17 protein-coding genes are annotated in these 17,072 nt (G+C 49.8%); 16 read left to right on the top strand and 1 reads right to left on the bottom strand.

Going from position 1 to position 17,072, the window contains the following annotated elements; all coding sequences use genetic code 11:
• The first annotated feature begins 142 nt into the window (after window positions 1-142).
• From FMR86_RS16105 to FMR86_RS16180, 16 genes are all read left to right on the top strand, one after another.
• Window positions 143-1,399 carry a [FeFe] hydrogenase, group A gene (locus FMR86_RS16105; RefSeq protein WP_203544953.1) on the top strand — a complete coding sequence of 419 codons (1,257 nt, stop codon included), beginning with the start codon at window positions 143-145 and terminating at the stop codon, window positions 1,397-1,399.
• A 12-nt stretch (window positions 1,400-1,411) separates the two neighbouring features.
• Window positions 1,412-1,750, top strand: coding sequence for an iron hydrogenase small subunit (locus FMR86_RS16110; protein ID WP_163352431.1), 339 nt, complete (start codon window positions 1,412-1,414; stop codon window positions 1,748-1,750).
• Between the two features lie 211 nt (window positions 1,751-1,961).
• Window positions 1,962-2,204, top strand: coding sequence for a TM1266 family iron-only hydrogenase system putative regulator (locus FMR86_RS16115; protein WP_163352432.1), 243 nt, complete (start codon window positions 1,962-1,964; stop codon window positions 2,202-2,204).
• A gap of 14 nt (window positions 2,205-2,218) precedes the next feature.
• On the top strand, window positions 2,219-3,643 hold the full coding sequence (hydG, locus tag FMR86_RS16120; RefSeq protein WP_163352433.1) for a [FeFe] hydrogenase H-cluster radical SAM maturase HydG: 1,425 nt from the start codon (window positions 2,219-2,221) through the stop codon (window positions 3,641-3,643).
• Window positions 3,644-3,661: 18 nt separating this feature from the next.
• Complete coding sequence (locus FMR86_RS16125; protein WP_163352434.1) at window positions 3,662-5,101, top strand: aspartate ammonia-lyase; 1,440 nt, start codon at window positions 3,662-3,664, stop codon at window positions 5,099-5,101.
• The gene (locus tag FMR86_RS16130; RefSeq protein ID WP_163352435.1) at window positions 5,098-5,676 is read left to right on the top strand and encodes a hypothetical protein; all 579 of its coding nucleotides are present in this window, start codon (window positions 5,098-5,100) and stop codon (window positions 5,674-5,676) included. Before FMR86_RS16125 ends, FMR86_RS16130 begins: the two co-directional genes overlap by 4 nt.
• A complete protein-coding gene (hydE, locus tag FMR86_RS16135; protein WP_163352436.1) occupies window positions 5,676-6,683 on the top strand; it encodes a [FeFe] hydrogenase H-cluster radical SAM maturase HydE in 1,008 nt (335 codons plus the stop codon). Before FMR86_RS16130 ends, hydE begins: the two co-directional genes overlap by 1 nt.
• Window positions 6,673-7,875, top strand: a complete 1,203-nt coding sequence (gene hydF, locus FMR86_RS16140) for a [FeFe] hydrogenase H-cluster maturation GTPase HydF (RefSeq protein ID WP_163352437.1) — start codon at window positions 6,673-6,675, stop codon at window positions 7,873-7,875. Before hydE ends, hydF begins: the two co-directional genes overlap by 11 nt.
• A 440-nt stretch (window positions 7,876-8,315) precedes the next feature.
• A complete protein-coding gene (locus FMR86_RS16145) occupies window positions 8,316-9,533 on the top strand; it encodes a PAS domain S-box protein (protein ID WP_163352438.1) in 1,218 nt (405 codons plus the stop codon).
• Window positions 9,534-9,857: 324 nt separating this feature from the next.
• Complete coding sequence (locus FMR86_RS16150; RefSeq protein WP_163352439.1) at window positions 9,858-10,643, top strand: ABC transporter substrate-binding protein; 786 nt, start codon at window positions 9,858-9,860, stop codon at window positions 10,641-10,643.
• Between the two features lie 53 nt (window positions 10,644-10,696).
• Window positions 10,697-11,353, top strand: coding sequence for an amino acid ABC transporter permease (locus FMR86_RS16155; protein WP_163352440.1), 657 nt, complete (start codon window positions 10,697-10,699; stop codon window positions 11,351-11,353).
• A gap of 9 nt (window positions 11,354-11,362) precedes the next feature.
• Complete coding sequence (locus FMR86_RS16160) at window positions 11,363-12,094, top strand: amino acid ABC transporter ATP-binding protein (protein ID WP_163352441.1); 732 nt, start codon at window positions 11,363-11,365, stop codon at window positions 12,092-12,094.
• Between the two features lie 15 nt (window positions 12,095-12,109).
• The gene (gene ablA / locus FMR86_RS16165; protein ID WP_163352442.1) at window positions 12,110-13,423 is read left to right on the top strand and encodes a lysine 2,3-aminomutase; all 1,314 of its coding nucleotides are present in this window, start codon (window positions 12,110-12,112) and stop codon (window positions 13,421-13,423) included.
• A complete protein-coding gene (gene ablB / locus FMR86_RS16170) occupies window positions 13,413-14,252 on the top strand; it encodes a putative beta-lysine N-acetyltransferase (protein ID WP_163352443.1) in 840 nt (279 codons plus the stop codon). Before ablA ends, ablB begins: the two co-directional genes overlap by 11 nt.
• 166 nt (window positions 14,253-14,418) lie before the next feature.
• On the top strand, window positions 14,419-15,300 hold the full coding sequence (locus FMR86_RS16175; protein WP_163352444.1) for a hypothetical protein: 882 nt from the start codon (window positions 14,419-14,421) through the stop codon (window positions 15,298-15,300).
• Between the two features lie 104 nt (window positions 15,301-15,404).
• A complete protein-coding gene (locus FMR86_RS16180) occupies window positions 15,405-15,695 on the top strand; it encodes a hypothetical protein (protein ID WP_163352445.1) in 291 nt (96 codons plus the stop codon).
• Here the strand turns inward: FMR86_RS16180 and FMR86_RS16185 are convergent.
• A complete protein-coding gene (locus FMR86_RS16185) occupies window positions 15,692-16,987 on the bottom strand; it encodes a glycosyltransferase family 4 protein (protein ID WP_373682492.1) in 1,296 nt (431 codons plus the stop codon). The genes FMR86_RS16180 and FMR86_RS16185 overlap by 4 nt on opposite strands.
• Window positions 16,988-17,072: the final 85 nt, after the last annotated feature.

The raw sequence follows: 17,072 nt of genomic DNA on the forward strand, positions 1-17,072 counted from the left end.
TTTTAATATTTGTATTTGGTGTGTTTGATGTTTTGTTAACTAATTTTAACAAAGGAGGCCATGCATGTCAGGATGTGCGCCTAAGTCCCCGCCTGCCGGGGCGGCTGCGGTTCAGCCTGCTGTGAATGAAAATGCCAAACGAATGGAGGGTGTTGAGTACAGTCTTTACGCTCCTCCTGTTGGAGTGGATTCAGATACTGTCCAGTTTGTGCGGGTGGATGAAGCTAAATGTGAGGGCTGCGGTGCGTGCGAGGAGTACTGCGCCAGCGGTGCTATTCAGTCCATCAATGATGACGGCATCCACCGCATTGTTGATCCTGTCGCCTGTATGAACTGCGGTCAGTGTCTTACCAACTGTCCGTACGGTGCCATTTACGAGGGTGTTTCTTTCGTGGATGAGCTTGCGGCCAAGCTTAAGGACCCGGATACCGTTGTTGTATCCATGCCTGCTCCGGCTGTTCGTTACGGTCTGGGTGAATGTTTCGGTGCTGCCACCGGGACCTATGTCGGCGGCAAGATGCATGCGGCCCTGCGTAAACTTGGATTCGACTACATCTGGGATAACGAGTTCACTGCTGACGTAACCATCATGGAAGAAGGCACCGAGCTTCTCAACAGGGTGAAGAGTCAGGGTTCCAAAGACGCCATGCCTTTGCCGCAGTTTACTTCCTGTTGTCCGGGCTGGGTAAAGTTTGCGGAAACCTTTTATCCCGACCTGATTCCTAACCTGTCCACCTGTAAATCACCTATCGGTATGCTTGGTCCCTTGGCTAAAACATACGGTGCAAAGGAAACAAAGACAGACGGTAAAAAGATTTACACTGTTTCCATTATGCCCTGTATCGCCAAGAAGTACGAAGGTGTGCGCGGTGAGCTTGATGACGGCGGATTTGACCGTGACATTGACGCCACTATCAACACCCGTGAGCTTGCTTACATGATCAAGGCTGCCGGTATTGATTTCAACAGCCTGCCTGACGAAGATCCTGATCCGGTCCTTGGTGAATCCACCGGTGCGGCTACCATCTTCGGTAACAGCGGCGGGGTAATGGAAGCGGCCCTCAGGCTTGCTTACGAAGTTCTTTCCGGTACCAAGCTTGCCAACCCTGATATCAAGGTTGTTCGTACCCACGAGGGTATAAACACTGCTGATGTTGAGGTTCCCAACTTTGGAACCGTGAAAGTAGCCGTTGCCAGCGGTCTGGATAATGCAGCCAAGCTTTGCGAAGAAGTGCGCGCAGGTAAATCTCCTTATCATTTTATTGAGATTATGACCTGTCCCGGCGGTTGCGTTAACGGTGGCGGACAGCCCCTTGATCCTGAAATCCGGGCATCCCTGTTCAGGTCTACTGTGGCTCAGATCAACAAGCGGTTCAGAGCCCGCAAAATCAAGGCATAAGGAGAAACTGATATGAAATTAAGCAGACGCAGTTTCATCAAGGCCGCAGGTGCTGTGGCCGGTTATGCGGTTCTGGGTGTGAATATCGCTAAAGAGGCAGCAGCAGAAGTCATGGACTTTGTTGCCCGCCGCCAGAACTCCGTTTATGCGGCTGATGCGAATAAAAAGATCTACAAGTACAGAAAATCACAGGATAACCCCATGATCGTAAAAATCTACGATCCTAAAACCGGTTTCCTGCATGACGGTCCTTGCGGACATGAATCCCACCATCTGCTGCATACGCATTATTATGATCGCAGCAAAAAGCTTAATGCTTTGAAAGAAAAAGGCATCGAGCTGAATCTCTAAGAAAAATATGCATGCGTCAGCCTGAGGTGAGGATTCATCTGGCCCAAGGGTAGGCGCAGGTTTCGGAGGCTGTTGTGAAACAGCCAGTGTCTTTCTTACCGGCAAATTACCGAGGAAAAGGGTCCGTCCTGACTTCCTGCAGGGGTTTCCCCGGCAAGCTCCGGAAGCTGTCAGCTGCTTCTTTACTTCGACCATTGCGGAGCCTTTTTAAATGGATAAGCGTTTGGGAATTATAGGAATAACCATCAAAGACAGATATAAATCAGCACCGAAGGTCAACCGGACCTTGAGTGAACATGGAGAAATTATTGTAGGGCGCATGGGACTTCCTTTCCGCGAAAAGGGCGTGAATGTCATCGGTATAATTATCGAGGCAACCACGGACGAGGTCGGGGCATTAACCGGGCAACTGGGCATGCTTCAAGGTGTAAAAGTCAAATCACTTCTCGTGTAGGAAAGGATACAATCATGAATAAGAATGCCACCCTTGGAACCGGTCTTGAACCATTTATCGATGAAGAGCTTATCTGGTCGGAAATTGAAAAAGCCACCGACCCGGAACCATCACTTGTCCGCGACATCATAGCAAAAGCCAAAGAGAGAAAAGGTCTTTCTCCCTTTGAGGCGGCGGTTTTGCTGAAGAATACGGACAAAGAGTTGGATAATGAAATTTTCGAAGCAGCCATTGAAGTAAAAAAGGGAATTTACGGAAACAGGCTGGTTCTTTTTGCCCCTCTGTACATTTCTAACGAATGCGTAAACCAGTGTGCGTACTGTGGTTTCAACGCCACCAACAATGATCTTCAGCGTCGGACCCTCAGTGCCGAGGAAATTCATAAGGAAGTGGAGGTTCTTGAAGATCAAGGCCACAAGCGTCTGTTGCTGGTTTACGGCGAGCATCCCAAATACGATGCCGACTGGATTGCGCAGAGCGTACGGGATGTTTATTCCGTAACTTCCCGCAAAAGCGGTGAAATCCGCAGGGTCAACATCAACTGTGCGCCGCTGGATGTTGAAGGGTTCAGGAAACTGCACGAGGTGGGTATCGGAACCTACCAGTGTTTTCACGAAACCTACCATCGGGAAACCTACAAGAAATACCACCTCGCCGGACGCAAAACCGATTACAACTGGCGTCTTTATGCCATGCACCGGGCCATGGAAGCCGGGATCGATGATGTGGGTATGGGCGCGCTTTTCGGCCTTTTTGATCCGGTGTTCGAGGTCATGGGGCTTCTTTACCATGCCAGGCAGCTTGAGATTGACCACGGCGTAGGGCCGCACACCATTTCTTTTCCCCGCATTGAACCTGCCCAGAATTCGGAGCTGGCATTTAATCCTCCTTACCTTTCTTCGGATCATAATTTTAAAAAGATTGTGGCAACACTTCGTCTGACCGTGCCTTACACCGGTTTGATCCTTACTACCCGTGAAAATGCACAGTTCCGCAAGGAGCTTGTTGAGGTCGGTGTTTCCCAGATGTCCGCCGGATCAAGAACCTACCCCGGTGCCTATAGCGATCCCGAATATGACCGTCCTGATGTGCAGCAGTTCTGCATCGGCGACAGCCGTTCCCTTGATGAAACCATTCGTTCCATTGTCGGCGAGCATGGCTATGTTCCTTCATGGTGTACTGCCTGTTACCGTCTTGGACGTACCGGAGAGCATTTCATGGAACTTGCCAAGACCGGATTTATCCAGAAATTCTGCCTGCCCAACGGATTGCTGACTTTTAAGGAGTACCTTGAGGATTACGCATCCGAGGAAACCAAAAGAGTCGGTGAAGAGTTGATCAGGAATGAATTGGAAACCTATGCCGATCCTGATCGCCGCAAGCTGCTCACTGACCGCCTTAGCCGTATGGAAAAAGGCGAGCGCGACCTCTATATATAATTAGAATCCGGAGGAAATATGTCTGAACCCGGAAGCAACGCTTTCCGAATTGAGAAAGACGGGCTGGGTGAAATGGAGCTCCCGGCCGGAGCGTATTACGGCATCCATACCCGGCGGGCCATGCTTAATTTCCCGCTATCGGATTCACGAATCCATGAGCGGTTTATCTGTGCATTTGGGCAGGTGAAAGAGGCATGTGCTGCTGTAAACATGAAGCTCGGGTTTATGGATGACAGGATCGGAAGGGCGGTTCTAACGGCATGCAGAGATGTTTCCTCCGGGAAATTTAACAGCAGCATAGTGGGTGATCCCTATCAGGGCGGTGCCGGGACTTCCACCAATATGAATTTTAATGAAGTCATCGCCAACAGGTCCGTTGAAATTCTGGGTGGTGAGCTTGGTGATTACGGGCTGGTCCATCCTGTTGACCATGTGAACATGCATCAGTCCACCAATGATGTTTATCCCACGGCCTTGAAAGTGGCAGTCCTTGCCCTGCTTGTTGATCTGGAAAAAGAGGTCGCAAAGCTGCAGGAGGAATTGCAGCAAAAAGAAGATGAATTTTCACGGGTGGTCAAAGTGGGGCGGACGCAGCTGATGGACGCTGTGCCCATGACCATGGGTATGACTTTCGGAGCTTTTGCCGATGCTGTAGCCCGTGACCGCTGGCGCATTTTTAAGTGCCGGGAGAGGATCAAAAAGGTCAATCTTGGCGGTACAGCTGTGGGTACGGGGCTTGGTGCTCCGCGTGACTACATTCTTCAGGTTGCCGGGGAACTTAAGAATATATGCGGCCTGCCTGTCTCAAGGGCGGAAAATCTCATTGATGCCACCCAGAATTCCGATTCTTTTGTGGAAGTTTCCGGCATGCTCAAGTCCTACGCAGCAAATCTGATGAAGATTTCAAACGATTTGCGTTTGCTGGGCAGCGGTCCGGCTGCCGGGCTTGCAGAGATCAGACTGCCTGCCCGCCAGTGCGGTTCATCCATCATGGCCGGGAAGATCAATCCGGTCATACCTGAATCCGTAGCGCAGGTGGCTTTGCAGGTTATGGGCAATGATCAGACCATCACCCTTGCGGCTTCCATGGCCCAGCTGGAACTTAATCAGTTTATGCCGCTGCTGGCGCATAATCTGCTTAGTTCTTTGAGTCTGCTGCTGAATGTAACCCGGAGTTTTACACGCAATTGTGTGCAGGGGATTACTGCTGCCGAGGACCGTTGCCGCGAGCACGTTGAATCAAGTTATGCGCTGGGAACCGTTCTGGTTCCTGTTCTGGGATATGATTCCGTGGAGAAGCTTGTGGTCAGTTGCCGAAAATCCGGGCGTTCTTTGCGTGAGGAGATTATTTATCAGGGGATTGCCGGGGCTGATGAGGTTGATGAACTTTTGTCGCCGCAGAGGCTTTGCAAGCAGGGCTTCACTCCGGACGAAGTGAAGGGGGTACGTAAGATATGAAGCTTGTTTGCGGTGTAGGGGAACTGGGTATTCCGGCAATGCTTGCTAAAGCAGAGCACAGAATTGTCTTTCATGCAGCGGTTTACGGTCCTTTTTTAAAATCAAAACCTCACATTCAGGGGTTGGAAAAGGCATTGTCGCGGCCCGGTTTCAGTCGTCTTGATGTCATTGCCGTGCAGTCCGCTGATGAGAATCGATGGACTGATCCGTTCCTGAATGCTCTTCGTTTCGGCATTTCCCGGCAGTCTGTTGCGGATGAGCTTGATTATTCAAGGAGTTTTTTGGGCGAACTCGCAGGCCGTTATCCCGACAAAGTAAATGTTTATCCTGCCGGAAATTTACCCTGCCTGCCGCTGGTCATCGTCGATGATACCATTTGTTTCGGACAGTATGCCCATGCCTGTTTTCATGCTCCGGAGGGGTTCTGGGGCTGCGTGGAGGCTGATGTGGAAGCCCTTTTCAGCTGGGCGGAATCCGGGCGTGTGCCGCCGGGAGCCAATGCAGATGAAGTTGCCGCTTTCAGGCTGGTAAGCGAATGTTCAAGGGCCATGAAGTGCAGTGCAGGGAGTTGCTGATGGCTGTGCTCGGACGCGATGACATCATTCATTATCTTACTGGCGGCAATGACGATGAGCTGTATTCAATGGCCGATGTCCAGAGGAAACATAATTTTGGGCGTGAAGTGTACTTACGGGCTATAGTCGAGTTCTCCAATATTTGTAATAAAAAATGTAATTACTGTGGGTTACGTGCTCCCAATTCAAAGGTCAGCCGTTATCGTATGGACGTTGAAGCCATTATTGAATCCGCATGTCTGGCTGCTGAAGCAGGGGCGCGGACCATCGTGCTGCAATCCGGGGACGATTTCAGTTATTCCCCTGCGCAGGTTGAGGAGATCATCCTCGGAATCAAAGAAGCGCATGATGTGGCGCTGACCCTTTCGCTGGGGGATCGAACTGCAGCTGAGTATAAGCACTGGTTCAATTGCGGGGCTGACCGCTGTTTGCTCAAGCTGGAAACGACCGATCCTGATATTTATAAAAGAATAAGGTGCGGCGAGGATTTTCATGAGCGCATGGAACTGCTGGGTTCCCTGCAGGATGTCGGCTATGAGGTCGGTTCCGGTATCATCATTGGTCTGCCTGATTATAGCGTGGAGCAGCTTGCGGATGATCTGCTTTTTCTTACTGATCTTGAGCTGGATATGATTGCGGCAGGGCCGTTTATTCCTCATCCTGACACTCCTTTTTCTTTTGCTGATACCGGAGACATCGACCTTTCTTTCAGGTTTACTGCTCTTGCCCGGTTGCTGAATCCTTTTTCAAATATTCCCGCAACCTCAGCCCTTGATTCGTTTGACTCAGAGGGCAGGAAGAAAGGTTTGCAGCGTGGTTGCAACGTTATCATGCCGTCGGTGACTCCTACTGCCAGACGAAAGGATTACAATATTTATCCCGGGAAAAATGCTGTTTCTGTTGATGTTGCAGATACTATTTACCAAGCCGATGAACTAATCCGCGCATTGGGGTTTGTCCCTTCAGTTTCCAAAGGTTCTTCAAGGAGAATGAAAAATGTCCAATAATGCTCCCCGCGGTGTGCGGCTGGTGATAACTCTTCTTGGCAGGCGCAATGCCGGTAAATCTTCATTAATCAACGCCATTGCCGGACAGGATGTGGCAATTGTTTCCGATCTGCCCGGAACCACAACTGACCCGGTGGCAAAACAGTATGAGTTGCTTCCGCTCGGCCCGGTGACTTTCTACGATACCGCCGGACTTGATGACAGCGGGGAGGTGGGCGAGCTGCGCATAAAAGCCACCAACAAGGTCATGATGCGCACGGACCTCGCTTTAATCGTTGTGGGCGAAGAAGGACTGACCGATTATGAAGTGGAGTTGATCAATAAAGTATCTGAATTGGAGATTCCGTATCTGGTGGCCTTCAATAAAAACGATTTTTGTGAGCCTCTTGAGGCTGATATGGATTACTGCCGTCAGCGCGGGATTCCGTTCTATAAGACTTCAGTGCTGGAAGCCTGCTCTATCGATGAACTCAAGGAAGCGATCATCACGCTGGCCCCGGAGGAAATGAAACGCGATCCGGTGCTTGCCGGGGATTTGTTCAGTGAAGGGGACTGGGTTGTCTGCGTGGTGCCCATTGACCTTGCCGCCCCCAAGGGCAGGCTGATCCTGCCGCAGGTGCAGGTCCTGCGTGAGATTCTTGATTGTGATGCTGTTGGGGTAACAGTCAAAGAGCGTGAGATTGAGGAAACGTTATCATCCATGAAGCGCAATCCGGCCTTGGTCATAACCGATTCTCAGGTTGTGATGAGTGTTGCCGGGGATGTGCCGGATGATATTCCGCTGACCACTTTTTCAACCCTGTTCGCCCGTTACAAGGGTGATTTGTCCAGCCTTGTGGAGGGTGTAGAGGCTATTGACTCCTTGCAGGATGGAGATACCGTGCTGATGGGTGAAGCATGTTCGCACCATCCTGTTGCCGATGATATTGGAAAGGTCAAGATTCCGCGCTGGATTCGTCAGTATACAGGCAAAGACATCAACTTTGTCATGTATTCCGGGCACGATTTTCCTGAAGATCTGGAACGTTTTAAGCTGGTCATTCATTGCGGTGGTTGCATGCTCAACCGCAGTGAGATGCTGCGGCGCATCAAGGAGTGTCAGCGCAGCGGAGTTCCGGTGACTAATTACGGTGTGGCAATATCCAAAGTTCAGGGAGTTCTTGACCGGGTCATCAGTCCTTTTAATCTGTAGAACTCTTTCAATAAATTAAGGCCAGCGTCCGTCTTTCAGTTTTGAAATGGACGCTGGCCTTTTTGTATCCCCACGGGCCTGACAGCTGTGACAGGGTGCCGTCCGGCCCGCGTTCGAGTCAGAGTGGATTATTTCCGAGTCGCCGTGGGATCGAAAAACTTTTTGCCCGAGGATGGAGGTAGATCTTCTTGGATTGATTCAAGAAGCCGAAAAGCGCACTGAGCAGTAGCGGCTTCCCGGACAGGGGCTGTTTTTCTTGAGCTTTTTATATGTGAGTTCGTGTTACGAGTCAAGAAAAGATATTACCAATGTTCTATTAAATTAAAAAATGTCTGAACAGCTGAGGGCCGTTTGGGGCTGCTGAAATACGCATTTGAACTAACCCTGATTGATTGTTATTAGATGATTCTCCACTTAATCATCAAGCACAGGAACTCCCCGTGAGCTCACATACAGACGACAGTTTTGACCGTCTCCCCGAACCTATTTCCGAAGTTTTTGAATCTTTTTCAGATTTTATCCTTTTTACTGATGATGGCGGGCACATCTGTTCGGCCAGCGGGCCTGCTGCGGAGTTTTTTGGCGGGCCCTTGGATGGGCGGTGTATCTGGAATCTTCTGGGGGTTGATGCATCGGGTATTGATGGATTTTTAAGAGCTTATCCTGCGGGGGGCGTGCATGAAATTCCTTATGGGGATAGCGGCGGTAGCTATTCCCTGCGTTTGATTCCGTTAAGCGGCCCGTATTGTTCAGAGGGCTATGTTGCTGTTGTTACCAATAATGCTCCTTTTGTGGAACTTCATGAGAGCTACGAGGAGCGAATTGAAGATAATATTGCCGCTCTTGATGACAGTGTCGCCCTTTTTAATGCCCTTTTCGAAGCAGCGCAGGATCCGACCATTCTGGCTGATTCATCCTTCAGAATATTAACTTCCAATCCTTCGGCAGAGCGTCTTTTCGGGCGCAGCACCACTCTTTCCGGCAATAGCTGCCTGAGCCTTTTCAATGCTGAGTCTTCCAAAGTGGTGCGTGATCATTTTGAGACCTGCACCACTGAAATTCCGGTTCCATTTGATGAATTGCTCACTGCGCGCAACAGCTCAGGCAAGGAGATTCCCATCGAGCTGATGATGCACAAAGTGCGGCTGCAATCCGATACGGTGTTTCATGTCGGTTTGCGGGACATGACCGATATTCAAAGGCTTGAGACCGGGCTGGAAGAAACCCGCGAGCAGGTAGACGGCATGAATGTGGCATTGCGTACCGTTATTGAGTCTGTCGAGGAAGAGAAGAAGGACATGCATGAGGATTTTGCTCTGCAGGTCCGGGAACAGATCATGCCCGCCCTTGACCGTATGATTAAAGAGCCTGTCCCTCAGATGCGCAGGAGCTTCGGGCGTTTTATCAAGGAACGACTCTCTGCATTGGCCGGGGAGACTGGAGACCATTTTGAAGATCTGCTGCTGAAACTTACCCCCCGCGAAGTGGAAATATGCCGCTATATCGAGGCCGGAAAAGGCACCGAACATATAGGTGAGCTTCTCTCGATAACCGCTGATACCGTTCGTACCCACCGTAAAAATATTCGCCGCAAGCTCGGCCTGCAAGGAAAGAAGACTTCACTGATTTCTTTTCTCAAACATCAGGCCGGTTCATAGTCTTAATGGGTATATCCTGTACCCAGTTTGTACCCAATAGATCGCCTTGTGGGTAGAAGGTATGTCTGTATTGTCCGGAACAACGACTGGATCAATCTATTTACTTTTTTACCTGTCTGCATACAAATGAAGCCTGACGACATAGCAAACGACAATTTGCGTAATGCAATTGTAACTATTGTTTTATCTTTTGTTGCATTGTTTGTCTTGCTCGGTTTTTCGTATGTACATCGCAGCGAGGTTCAAAAAGCTGCTTCACCACCTTATATAATGATATATAAGAGCGTGTATCCTCATAATTAGTTCATATATTCAGGAGAAAACATGAGACGTTTTACTACCTTATACCTTGCGGTGATCATGCTGTTGATCGCTGTGTTTTTGACCGCTTGCGCCCAGCAGGAAAAGACCGGCCTTGAGAAGGTTAAAGAAGCTGGAGAAGTGAGCTTCGCCATGAGCGGCGGCTATCCTCCGTTCAACTATTTCAACAAGCAGAATGAACTGGTCGGTTTTGATGTTGATGTGGCCAAAGAGGTTGCCAAGCGGTTGGGCGTGAAGCTGAAACCCGTGACCACTGAGTGGAGCGGTATTATCGAAGGGCTGCGGTCCGGTATTTACAATGGCATCCTCGGAAGTATGGCTGCCACAGAGCAGCGTAAAAAGGTCGTGGACTTCTCCACACCATATTACTACTCCGGCGCGCAGATGTTTGTCCGTGCGGATGCTCCTTTTAAGTCCGTTGGCGAACTGAAAGCAAAGCCTGTCGGGCTGGTTACCGGAACCACTTTTGAGCAGGACGCCAAGGATCTTGGGGTCACTGATATTCGTCTTTACAAGGACGATACTCATACTCTTACCGAACTTTCCGGCGGCGTAATTGGGGGCGTTATCACTGACCGTGTTGTGGGTGTGAATGCCATGAACAGCGGTAAATTCGAGGTAAAACCTCTCGGTTCTCCGTTGCGCAAGGAAGATATCGCGGTGGCTTTTCGCAAGGAAGACAAAACTCTTACGGATGAAGTGAACAAGATACTTAAGCAGATGCATGAAGACGGCACTCTTACTGAATTGAGTAAGAAGTGGCTGAAGGTAGATATTACTAAGAAATAGATGAAGGGTAAGGGGGCAAAAAGCCTCCTTTCTTATTTGAGCAAGGAACTAAGATGTATTTCGATTTTACTAGCCTGCCGGAGTATATTCCATATTTTCTCCCGGCAGCATGGATGACCCTGGAGATTACCGTGCTCGGTATTCTGCTGGGGCTTGTCCTCGGTCTCATTACTGTATTCATGCGCATTTCGGATAAGCGGGTACTTAATCTTCCGGCTCATGCATACATCTATTTAATACGCGGAACTCCGCTTCTGTTGCAGCTGTTGTTTATTTATTTCGGTATGCGCAGCCTTGTGGGACTTTCCGCTCTTCCGGCTGCTGTACTGGCTTTGGGAATTCATAACGGAGCCTATATTGCCGAGATTTTCAGGGGTGCTATTGCATCCATTTCTTCCGGTCAGATGGAGGCTGCGCGCAGTATCGGGATGAGCTATCCGCGTGCAATGCTCAGGATTGTTCTGCCGCAGGCCTTTAAGCGTGCGGTTCCGGCTTTGGGAAATCAGTTTATCATTGCTTTGAAGGATTCGTCCCTTGCCAGCACAATCACCATCAATGAATTGCTGCTCAAATCGCAGCAACTGGCTTCTTCCAACTTCATGATGATGGAGATGCTGACCATAGCCGGAGTGTTTTACCTGATTTATACCGGTGCATTTACATTTCTTTTTCATGCAATCGAAAGAAAGCTCGATACGAGCAGGGCCTAAGGAGAAATCATGCAGGATACTATCAGTATAGAAAACGTCCACAAATGGTTCGACACCAATCACGTGCTCAAAGGAGTAGATCTCAATGTGGGTAACTCGGATGTGGTCGTGGTTATCGGTGCCAGCGGTTCCGGCAAATCTACGTTGCTCAGGTGTGTAAACCGTCTTGAGGCATACACCAAGGGCGAAATCTGCATCAACGGGGATAAGGTCCCAAGTGATGAAAAGGAAATCAATTCCATGCGCAGCCGGGTGGGAATGGTCTTTCAGCATTTTAATCTTTTTCCGCATATGAGCGTGCTGGGTAACGTCACCGAAGGTCCTACACAGGTCCGGAAGATGCCTAAAAAGGATGCTGTGGAACTGGGCATGTCTTTTCTGGATAAAGTCGGCATGGCTGAGAAGGCTGATGCATACCCGGAAACATTATCCGGCGGCCAGAAGCAGCGGGTCGCAATAGCCCGTGCCTTGGCCATGGAGCCGGAAGTGATGCTTTTTGATGAGCCTACTTCTGCCCTCGACCCGGAACTGGTCGGCGAGGTGCTTACTGTCATGCGTGATCTTGCTGACGACGGTATGACCATGATGGTCGTGACTCATGAAATGAATTTTGCAAATGAGGTGGCGGATTCCGTGGCCTTCATGGATCAGGGCGTAATTCTGGAACAGGATAGCCCGTCCCGCCTGTTTTCTGCTCCGGGAGAGCAGCGGACTCAGGAATTCCTCTCTCAAATATTATAAAAACTACAGGACATTATGACTGTTTACACAGAGCGTCAGGAAGCTTTGGCATGTGTTATTGATGACGATTCTTCAAGGTCTGACTGGACTGACTGGAAGTGGCATATTCGCAACACAATCAGGACGGTTTCCGGTTTTGAAAAAGTTCTCGGCGTAAAATTCAGCGACAGTGAGCGCAAAAAGCATGAAATGACCCTGCGCAAATTTCCGCTGGCTATTACCCCTTACTACCTATCACTTATTGATGTGCAGGACTTTGAAAATGATCCCGTTTTCCTGCAATCTTTTCCCAGCCCCGAAGAATTGAAGATCGAACGTTGCGATATGACCGATCCGCTGCATGAGGATGCGGACAGTCCGGTTCCCGGTTTGACCCATCGTTACCCGGACCGGGTGCTGTTTCATATCAGCAATCTTTGCTCCATGTATTGCCGGCACTGCACCCGCAAGCGCAAGGTCGGAGATCAGGATTCCATTCCGTCCCGCAGCCAGTTGGAGCAGGGCATTGAGTATATCCGCAACACCCCGCAGGTGCGGGACGTGCTGCTTTCCGGCGGTGATCCGTTCATGCTTTCCGATGAGAAACTGGATTGGATTCTGACTCAGCTAGGCAAGATTGAGCATGTGGAGGTCATCCGCATCGGGACCCGCATGCCGGTGGTCCTGCCTTACCGCATCACCGACAAGCTGGTGGATATGCTTAAGAAGCATCATCCGCTCTGGATCAACACCCATTTCAACCATCCCCGCGAGGTTACTGATTCATCGCGCCGGGCATTAGCCAAGCTGGCAGATGCCGGGATTCCTCTCGGCAACCAGAGTGTGCTGCTGGCGGGGATCAACGATTGCCCGCGTTTGATCAAGACTTTGAACCAGAAGCTGGTCAAAAACCGGGTCCGTCCATACTACCTCTACCAGTGCGACCTTTCCGAGGGTTTGAGCCATTTTCGTACACCCGTGGGCAAGGGCATTGAGATTCTTGAAAGTCTGCGCGGGCATACCAGCGGTTTTGCCGTGCCCACATATGTGGTGGATGCTCCGGGCGGGGGCGGCAAGATTCCGGTCATGCCCAACTATATTGTTTCATGGGCGACCAACAAGGTTGTGCTGCGAAATTATGAAGGCGTGATCACCACCTACACCGAGCCGGATTCTTACGATTGCAACTATTGCGACCGCGATTGCGCCAATTGCAATCTGCAGCTCAAGGAAGATGGGGCTGAGGAAAAAGCTATCGGCATTGAAAAGCTCATCTCGGATTGGGATGATACCTTAAGCCTGACCCCGGAAGACAATGAAAGGGCGGAGCGCAATTCGCATGTCGCATGATTCGATCATAAATATCGGTCGAAGCCGGGTGCAGATCGGCCCGCATAATGACCGCATTTATCTGATGTCGCTGGTTCCTGATGATTGCGATGAAATAAATCTGGTTGATGTGTTGATTAATGCCGCCGTGCGCGAGGATTTATCCAAGATATTCGCCAAGGTTCCGGCAGCGTACATGATTCCTTTTCTTTCCAGCGGTTTTGAGAAAGAGGCCGAAATCCCGGGCATGTTCGGGGAAGATGACGGTGCTTTCTTAAGTTTCTATCTTGCTCCGTGGCGTAAAGTTCAGGATGACCGGGAAGAGCTTGAGCGCGTTCTTTCCGTGGCTGAAAGCAAGAAAGGCAAGGGTAACGGTTCGTCCCTTTCAAACGGCCTGCAACTGCGCAGGCTGGGGCCGGATGATGCGTCCCCGCTGGCCCGGCTTTACGGTCAGACCTTTCAGACCTACCCCTTTCCCATCACCGATCCTGATTTTATCCAACAGGAAATGAGCGAGGGCACTTGTTTTATGGGCGTTTATGACGGGAAAAATCTTGTGGGGGCTGCTTCAGCAGAAGTGGCGGCCGACGGGAACAGTGCGGAGATGACCGACTTCGCTGTTAATCCTGATTATCGCAAATCAGGGATTGCCGGGGCACTGCTATCTGCCCTTGAAAAAGATTGCTTTAAGTCCGGAATCAGATGCTTTTTCACTATCGCCCGGGCCTGTTCTTATGGAATTAATTCCCTCTTCGCCAAGGGAGATTACGAATTTTCAGGACAACTGCCCAATAATACCAATATCAGCGGGCGGCTTGAGTCCATGAATGTGTGGTGTAAGAGTTTGTAGGATTTGCGGGAAAGGTTTGAAGATTGAAAACCGGTCCGGGTGTGATGCCCGGACCGGTTTTTTTATCTGAGATGGAAATATAATGGGAAGAGGACTCATAAATATTGTGGTGTGTTTATTTTAGGTATATTAGTAGTGATTGGTGAAACATTCAAGGGAGTTCTCAGTGTATATCGTCACAAATAAAAAAGAAATACTCAGAGTTATAAAAAAGTTTCGTAGAAACGTTGTGGAAGTCGGCACTATTTATCCTTCTGTAAAGCTCGGTTGGCCAAGTGGTTCAACTGAGGTGGAACTTCTAGCGTTACAAAATCTTAATATTTGGTCTTTAATCGCAACAAGCCATGATGATGAGAAAATTTTTACAGGATTTGGAATTGGTGCAGTATCTGAAAATAGTATGAATGGCATGACCGTACAGATTACAATGTCGCTTAAGGGACATTTTCGATCTCAGGGGAATATACTTAAAGATGGAAGTGAGTACTATATTGCCCATACCGGCTTTACCAATAAGGGTTTTGGAGACAAGGTTCAGTTAGCCAACAGTTCATTTGATAAAACCGAATATTTTACTCCCGGAGGTAGGGCGCGGGAGCTCTTTTGCATCGCAAAACTTTTGGATAAAAGTGGTGCTACGCATATTTCTGAGTTAGCCAATATTGCTCGTTATGTCCGCGAAATTGGTCGCTTAAAGGGGAAGATTGATACTGAATCGATTGAAAACGTAAGCATCCTTCAGGATGAGGAAGGTGGTAAAACGCTTTCTGATGGCTGGGTGTATAAAAGGAGTCCCAAGTTAGTTAAGGAAAGGAAAAGACGGGATAAATATACCTGTGTCATTTGCAATTTTCATTATGATGATAAAATAGTGCATGTGCATCATCTGAATCCTATCGGCAATCGCAAGGAAGCATCTCTAACAGACATCAAAGAGCTGGTTACCCTGTGTCCGAATTGTCATGCCTTAGCCCACCAGTGTATGCGTGAGGGGCTCGTGGGCTGGAAAGAAATAGAGAACGAGATTAGAATGTTCTATTCCGTTTAAGGGTGTCCCCACAAGTTCCATTCCGCTAGCAAGCCCCCCCATATTGTCCCCGCGCCATAATTATGCTTAATAAGACAGCATATTTTAATTTCAAGGAGTTCAAAATGGATATAGTTCACGACATCGATGTGCCCTGCATGGCGGAAGGAATCGGGCAGGGAATGCTGACTACCAAGCATTCTGATGGTGCGCTGGGAAAACCTGTGTTTGTTGCTGACGGTTCCGATAAAGCATACGGCCCTACAGAAGTTGATGCCCTCCAGCCTATTGAAGGACATGATTACTCCGAAGATCAGCTGGAATATGTGCGCTGCCACGGGTTGCAGATTATGGGCGACCGGGCATGGTATATGGACGGCTGGGCACCGAGCAAGCATGTCTGCAAGGGACACTAGGCTCTGCTGATTGCCTGCTGGTATACTTCTGTGATTCTGTTGAAAATATTGGCCCATGTGTAGGGGGCTGTCAGCCGGGCGATGGCTGCCGGATCGATGGTTTCTCCTGATTGTACGGCTTGAATGCTTTCGGCTAGTGCCTTCTGCAGCCGTTCATCAAGCAGGGGACCGTCATCGGGGTGTGGTGCGTCTATTGTCTGCAGTTCCGGCAGATTGATCATGTGGACCATTTCTGCGGAATCGGTGGAGAAAAGTTCTTTCACGCCGGGCAGGTCCGTGGTCACGACCCGGCAACCGCAGGCTAGGGCTTCCAGCAGGACCAGCGGGAGTCCTTCAAAGAATGAGGGCAGGATGAAAATCTGCGACCTGCGCATCAGCTTACCAAGCTCCTGATGCGGCAGGATTCCGTGGATTGTGACCTTCTCGCCCAGTGCGGCGGCAAGTTCCAGACATTCCTGCTTTTCCGGGCCGCTTCCGCCGCCCACCAGATGCAGATGAAAGGGCAGATGCTTCAGCTTTGCCAGATTGCGCAGCATCCACGGTACGCCCTTGGCCCGGTTGATTTTCCCGGCGTAAAGGATGTTTATTTTGTCCTGCTCTGTTTCCGGTTTGGTCTGATTTGTAAAAAAGCACTGCTGATTGAATCCGCCGCTTATGGTTGCTACGCGTTCTTCCGGCAGGTTGAGCAGCTCCATAATTTCCTGTTTCTGCTGTTCAAAAAGGGCAATAATCCTGTCGATTCCGGATAGGTCCGTCAGCAGTGAATTTCCCAGTTCCGGGCAGAGATGATGCTGCCGCAAGCAGGTGCCGTGGCAGGTTGTCACCAGCGGCAGGTCCGGGGCTGTCCTTCTGGCTGCTGCTGTGGCCATCCACAGGTGGTTGGAGTGGATGAGTTGCGGCGAAAACCTTTCAATTGCCTGCTTGATTACTCCCTCAAAAACCTTCATGTAGGCGTCGATATCATCTTTTGTTAAGTGGGCGCAGACCGTGCTGGGGTAGGGCATTACATTACTCATGCCCACTACCTTGAAGCTCAGGTCCCGGTCTTCGAAGCGGACAAAAAGGCAGTGGTCCGGTTTGATTATTTTGGCAAGCGGTGTGTCTTCCAGCGTGAAATTTTTGGGCACCCCGGCCACAAGAAACGGCTCAAAACCTCGGTTGCGGCTCTGACGGATCATTTCCTGTACATATTTGCCGCTTCCGGTTGCATCGGGTATCTGACTCAAAAGATGAAGGATTTTCATGCGTAAAATATAGGCGGATTCAAACATCCGGTCAATTAATCTTAGCACAACGCATTATGTTCCATAGGTATTCCTGATTGGAGTCAGATGGGCCGATCATTCATATCTATTGGATGTGCCGGGGGAATTTTTG

The sequence above is a fragment of the Desulfovibrio sp. JC010 genome (assembly GCF_010470675.1).
Lineage (GTDB): Bacteria > Desulfobacterota > Desulfovibrionia > Desulfovibrionales > Desulfovibrionaceae > Maridesulfovibrio.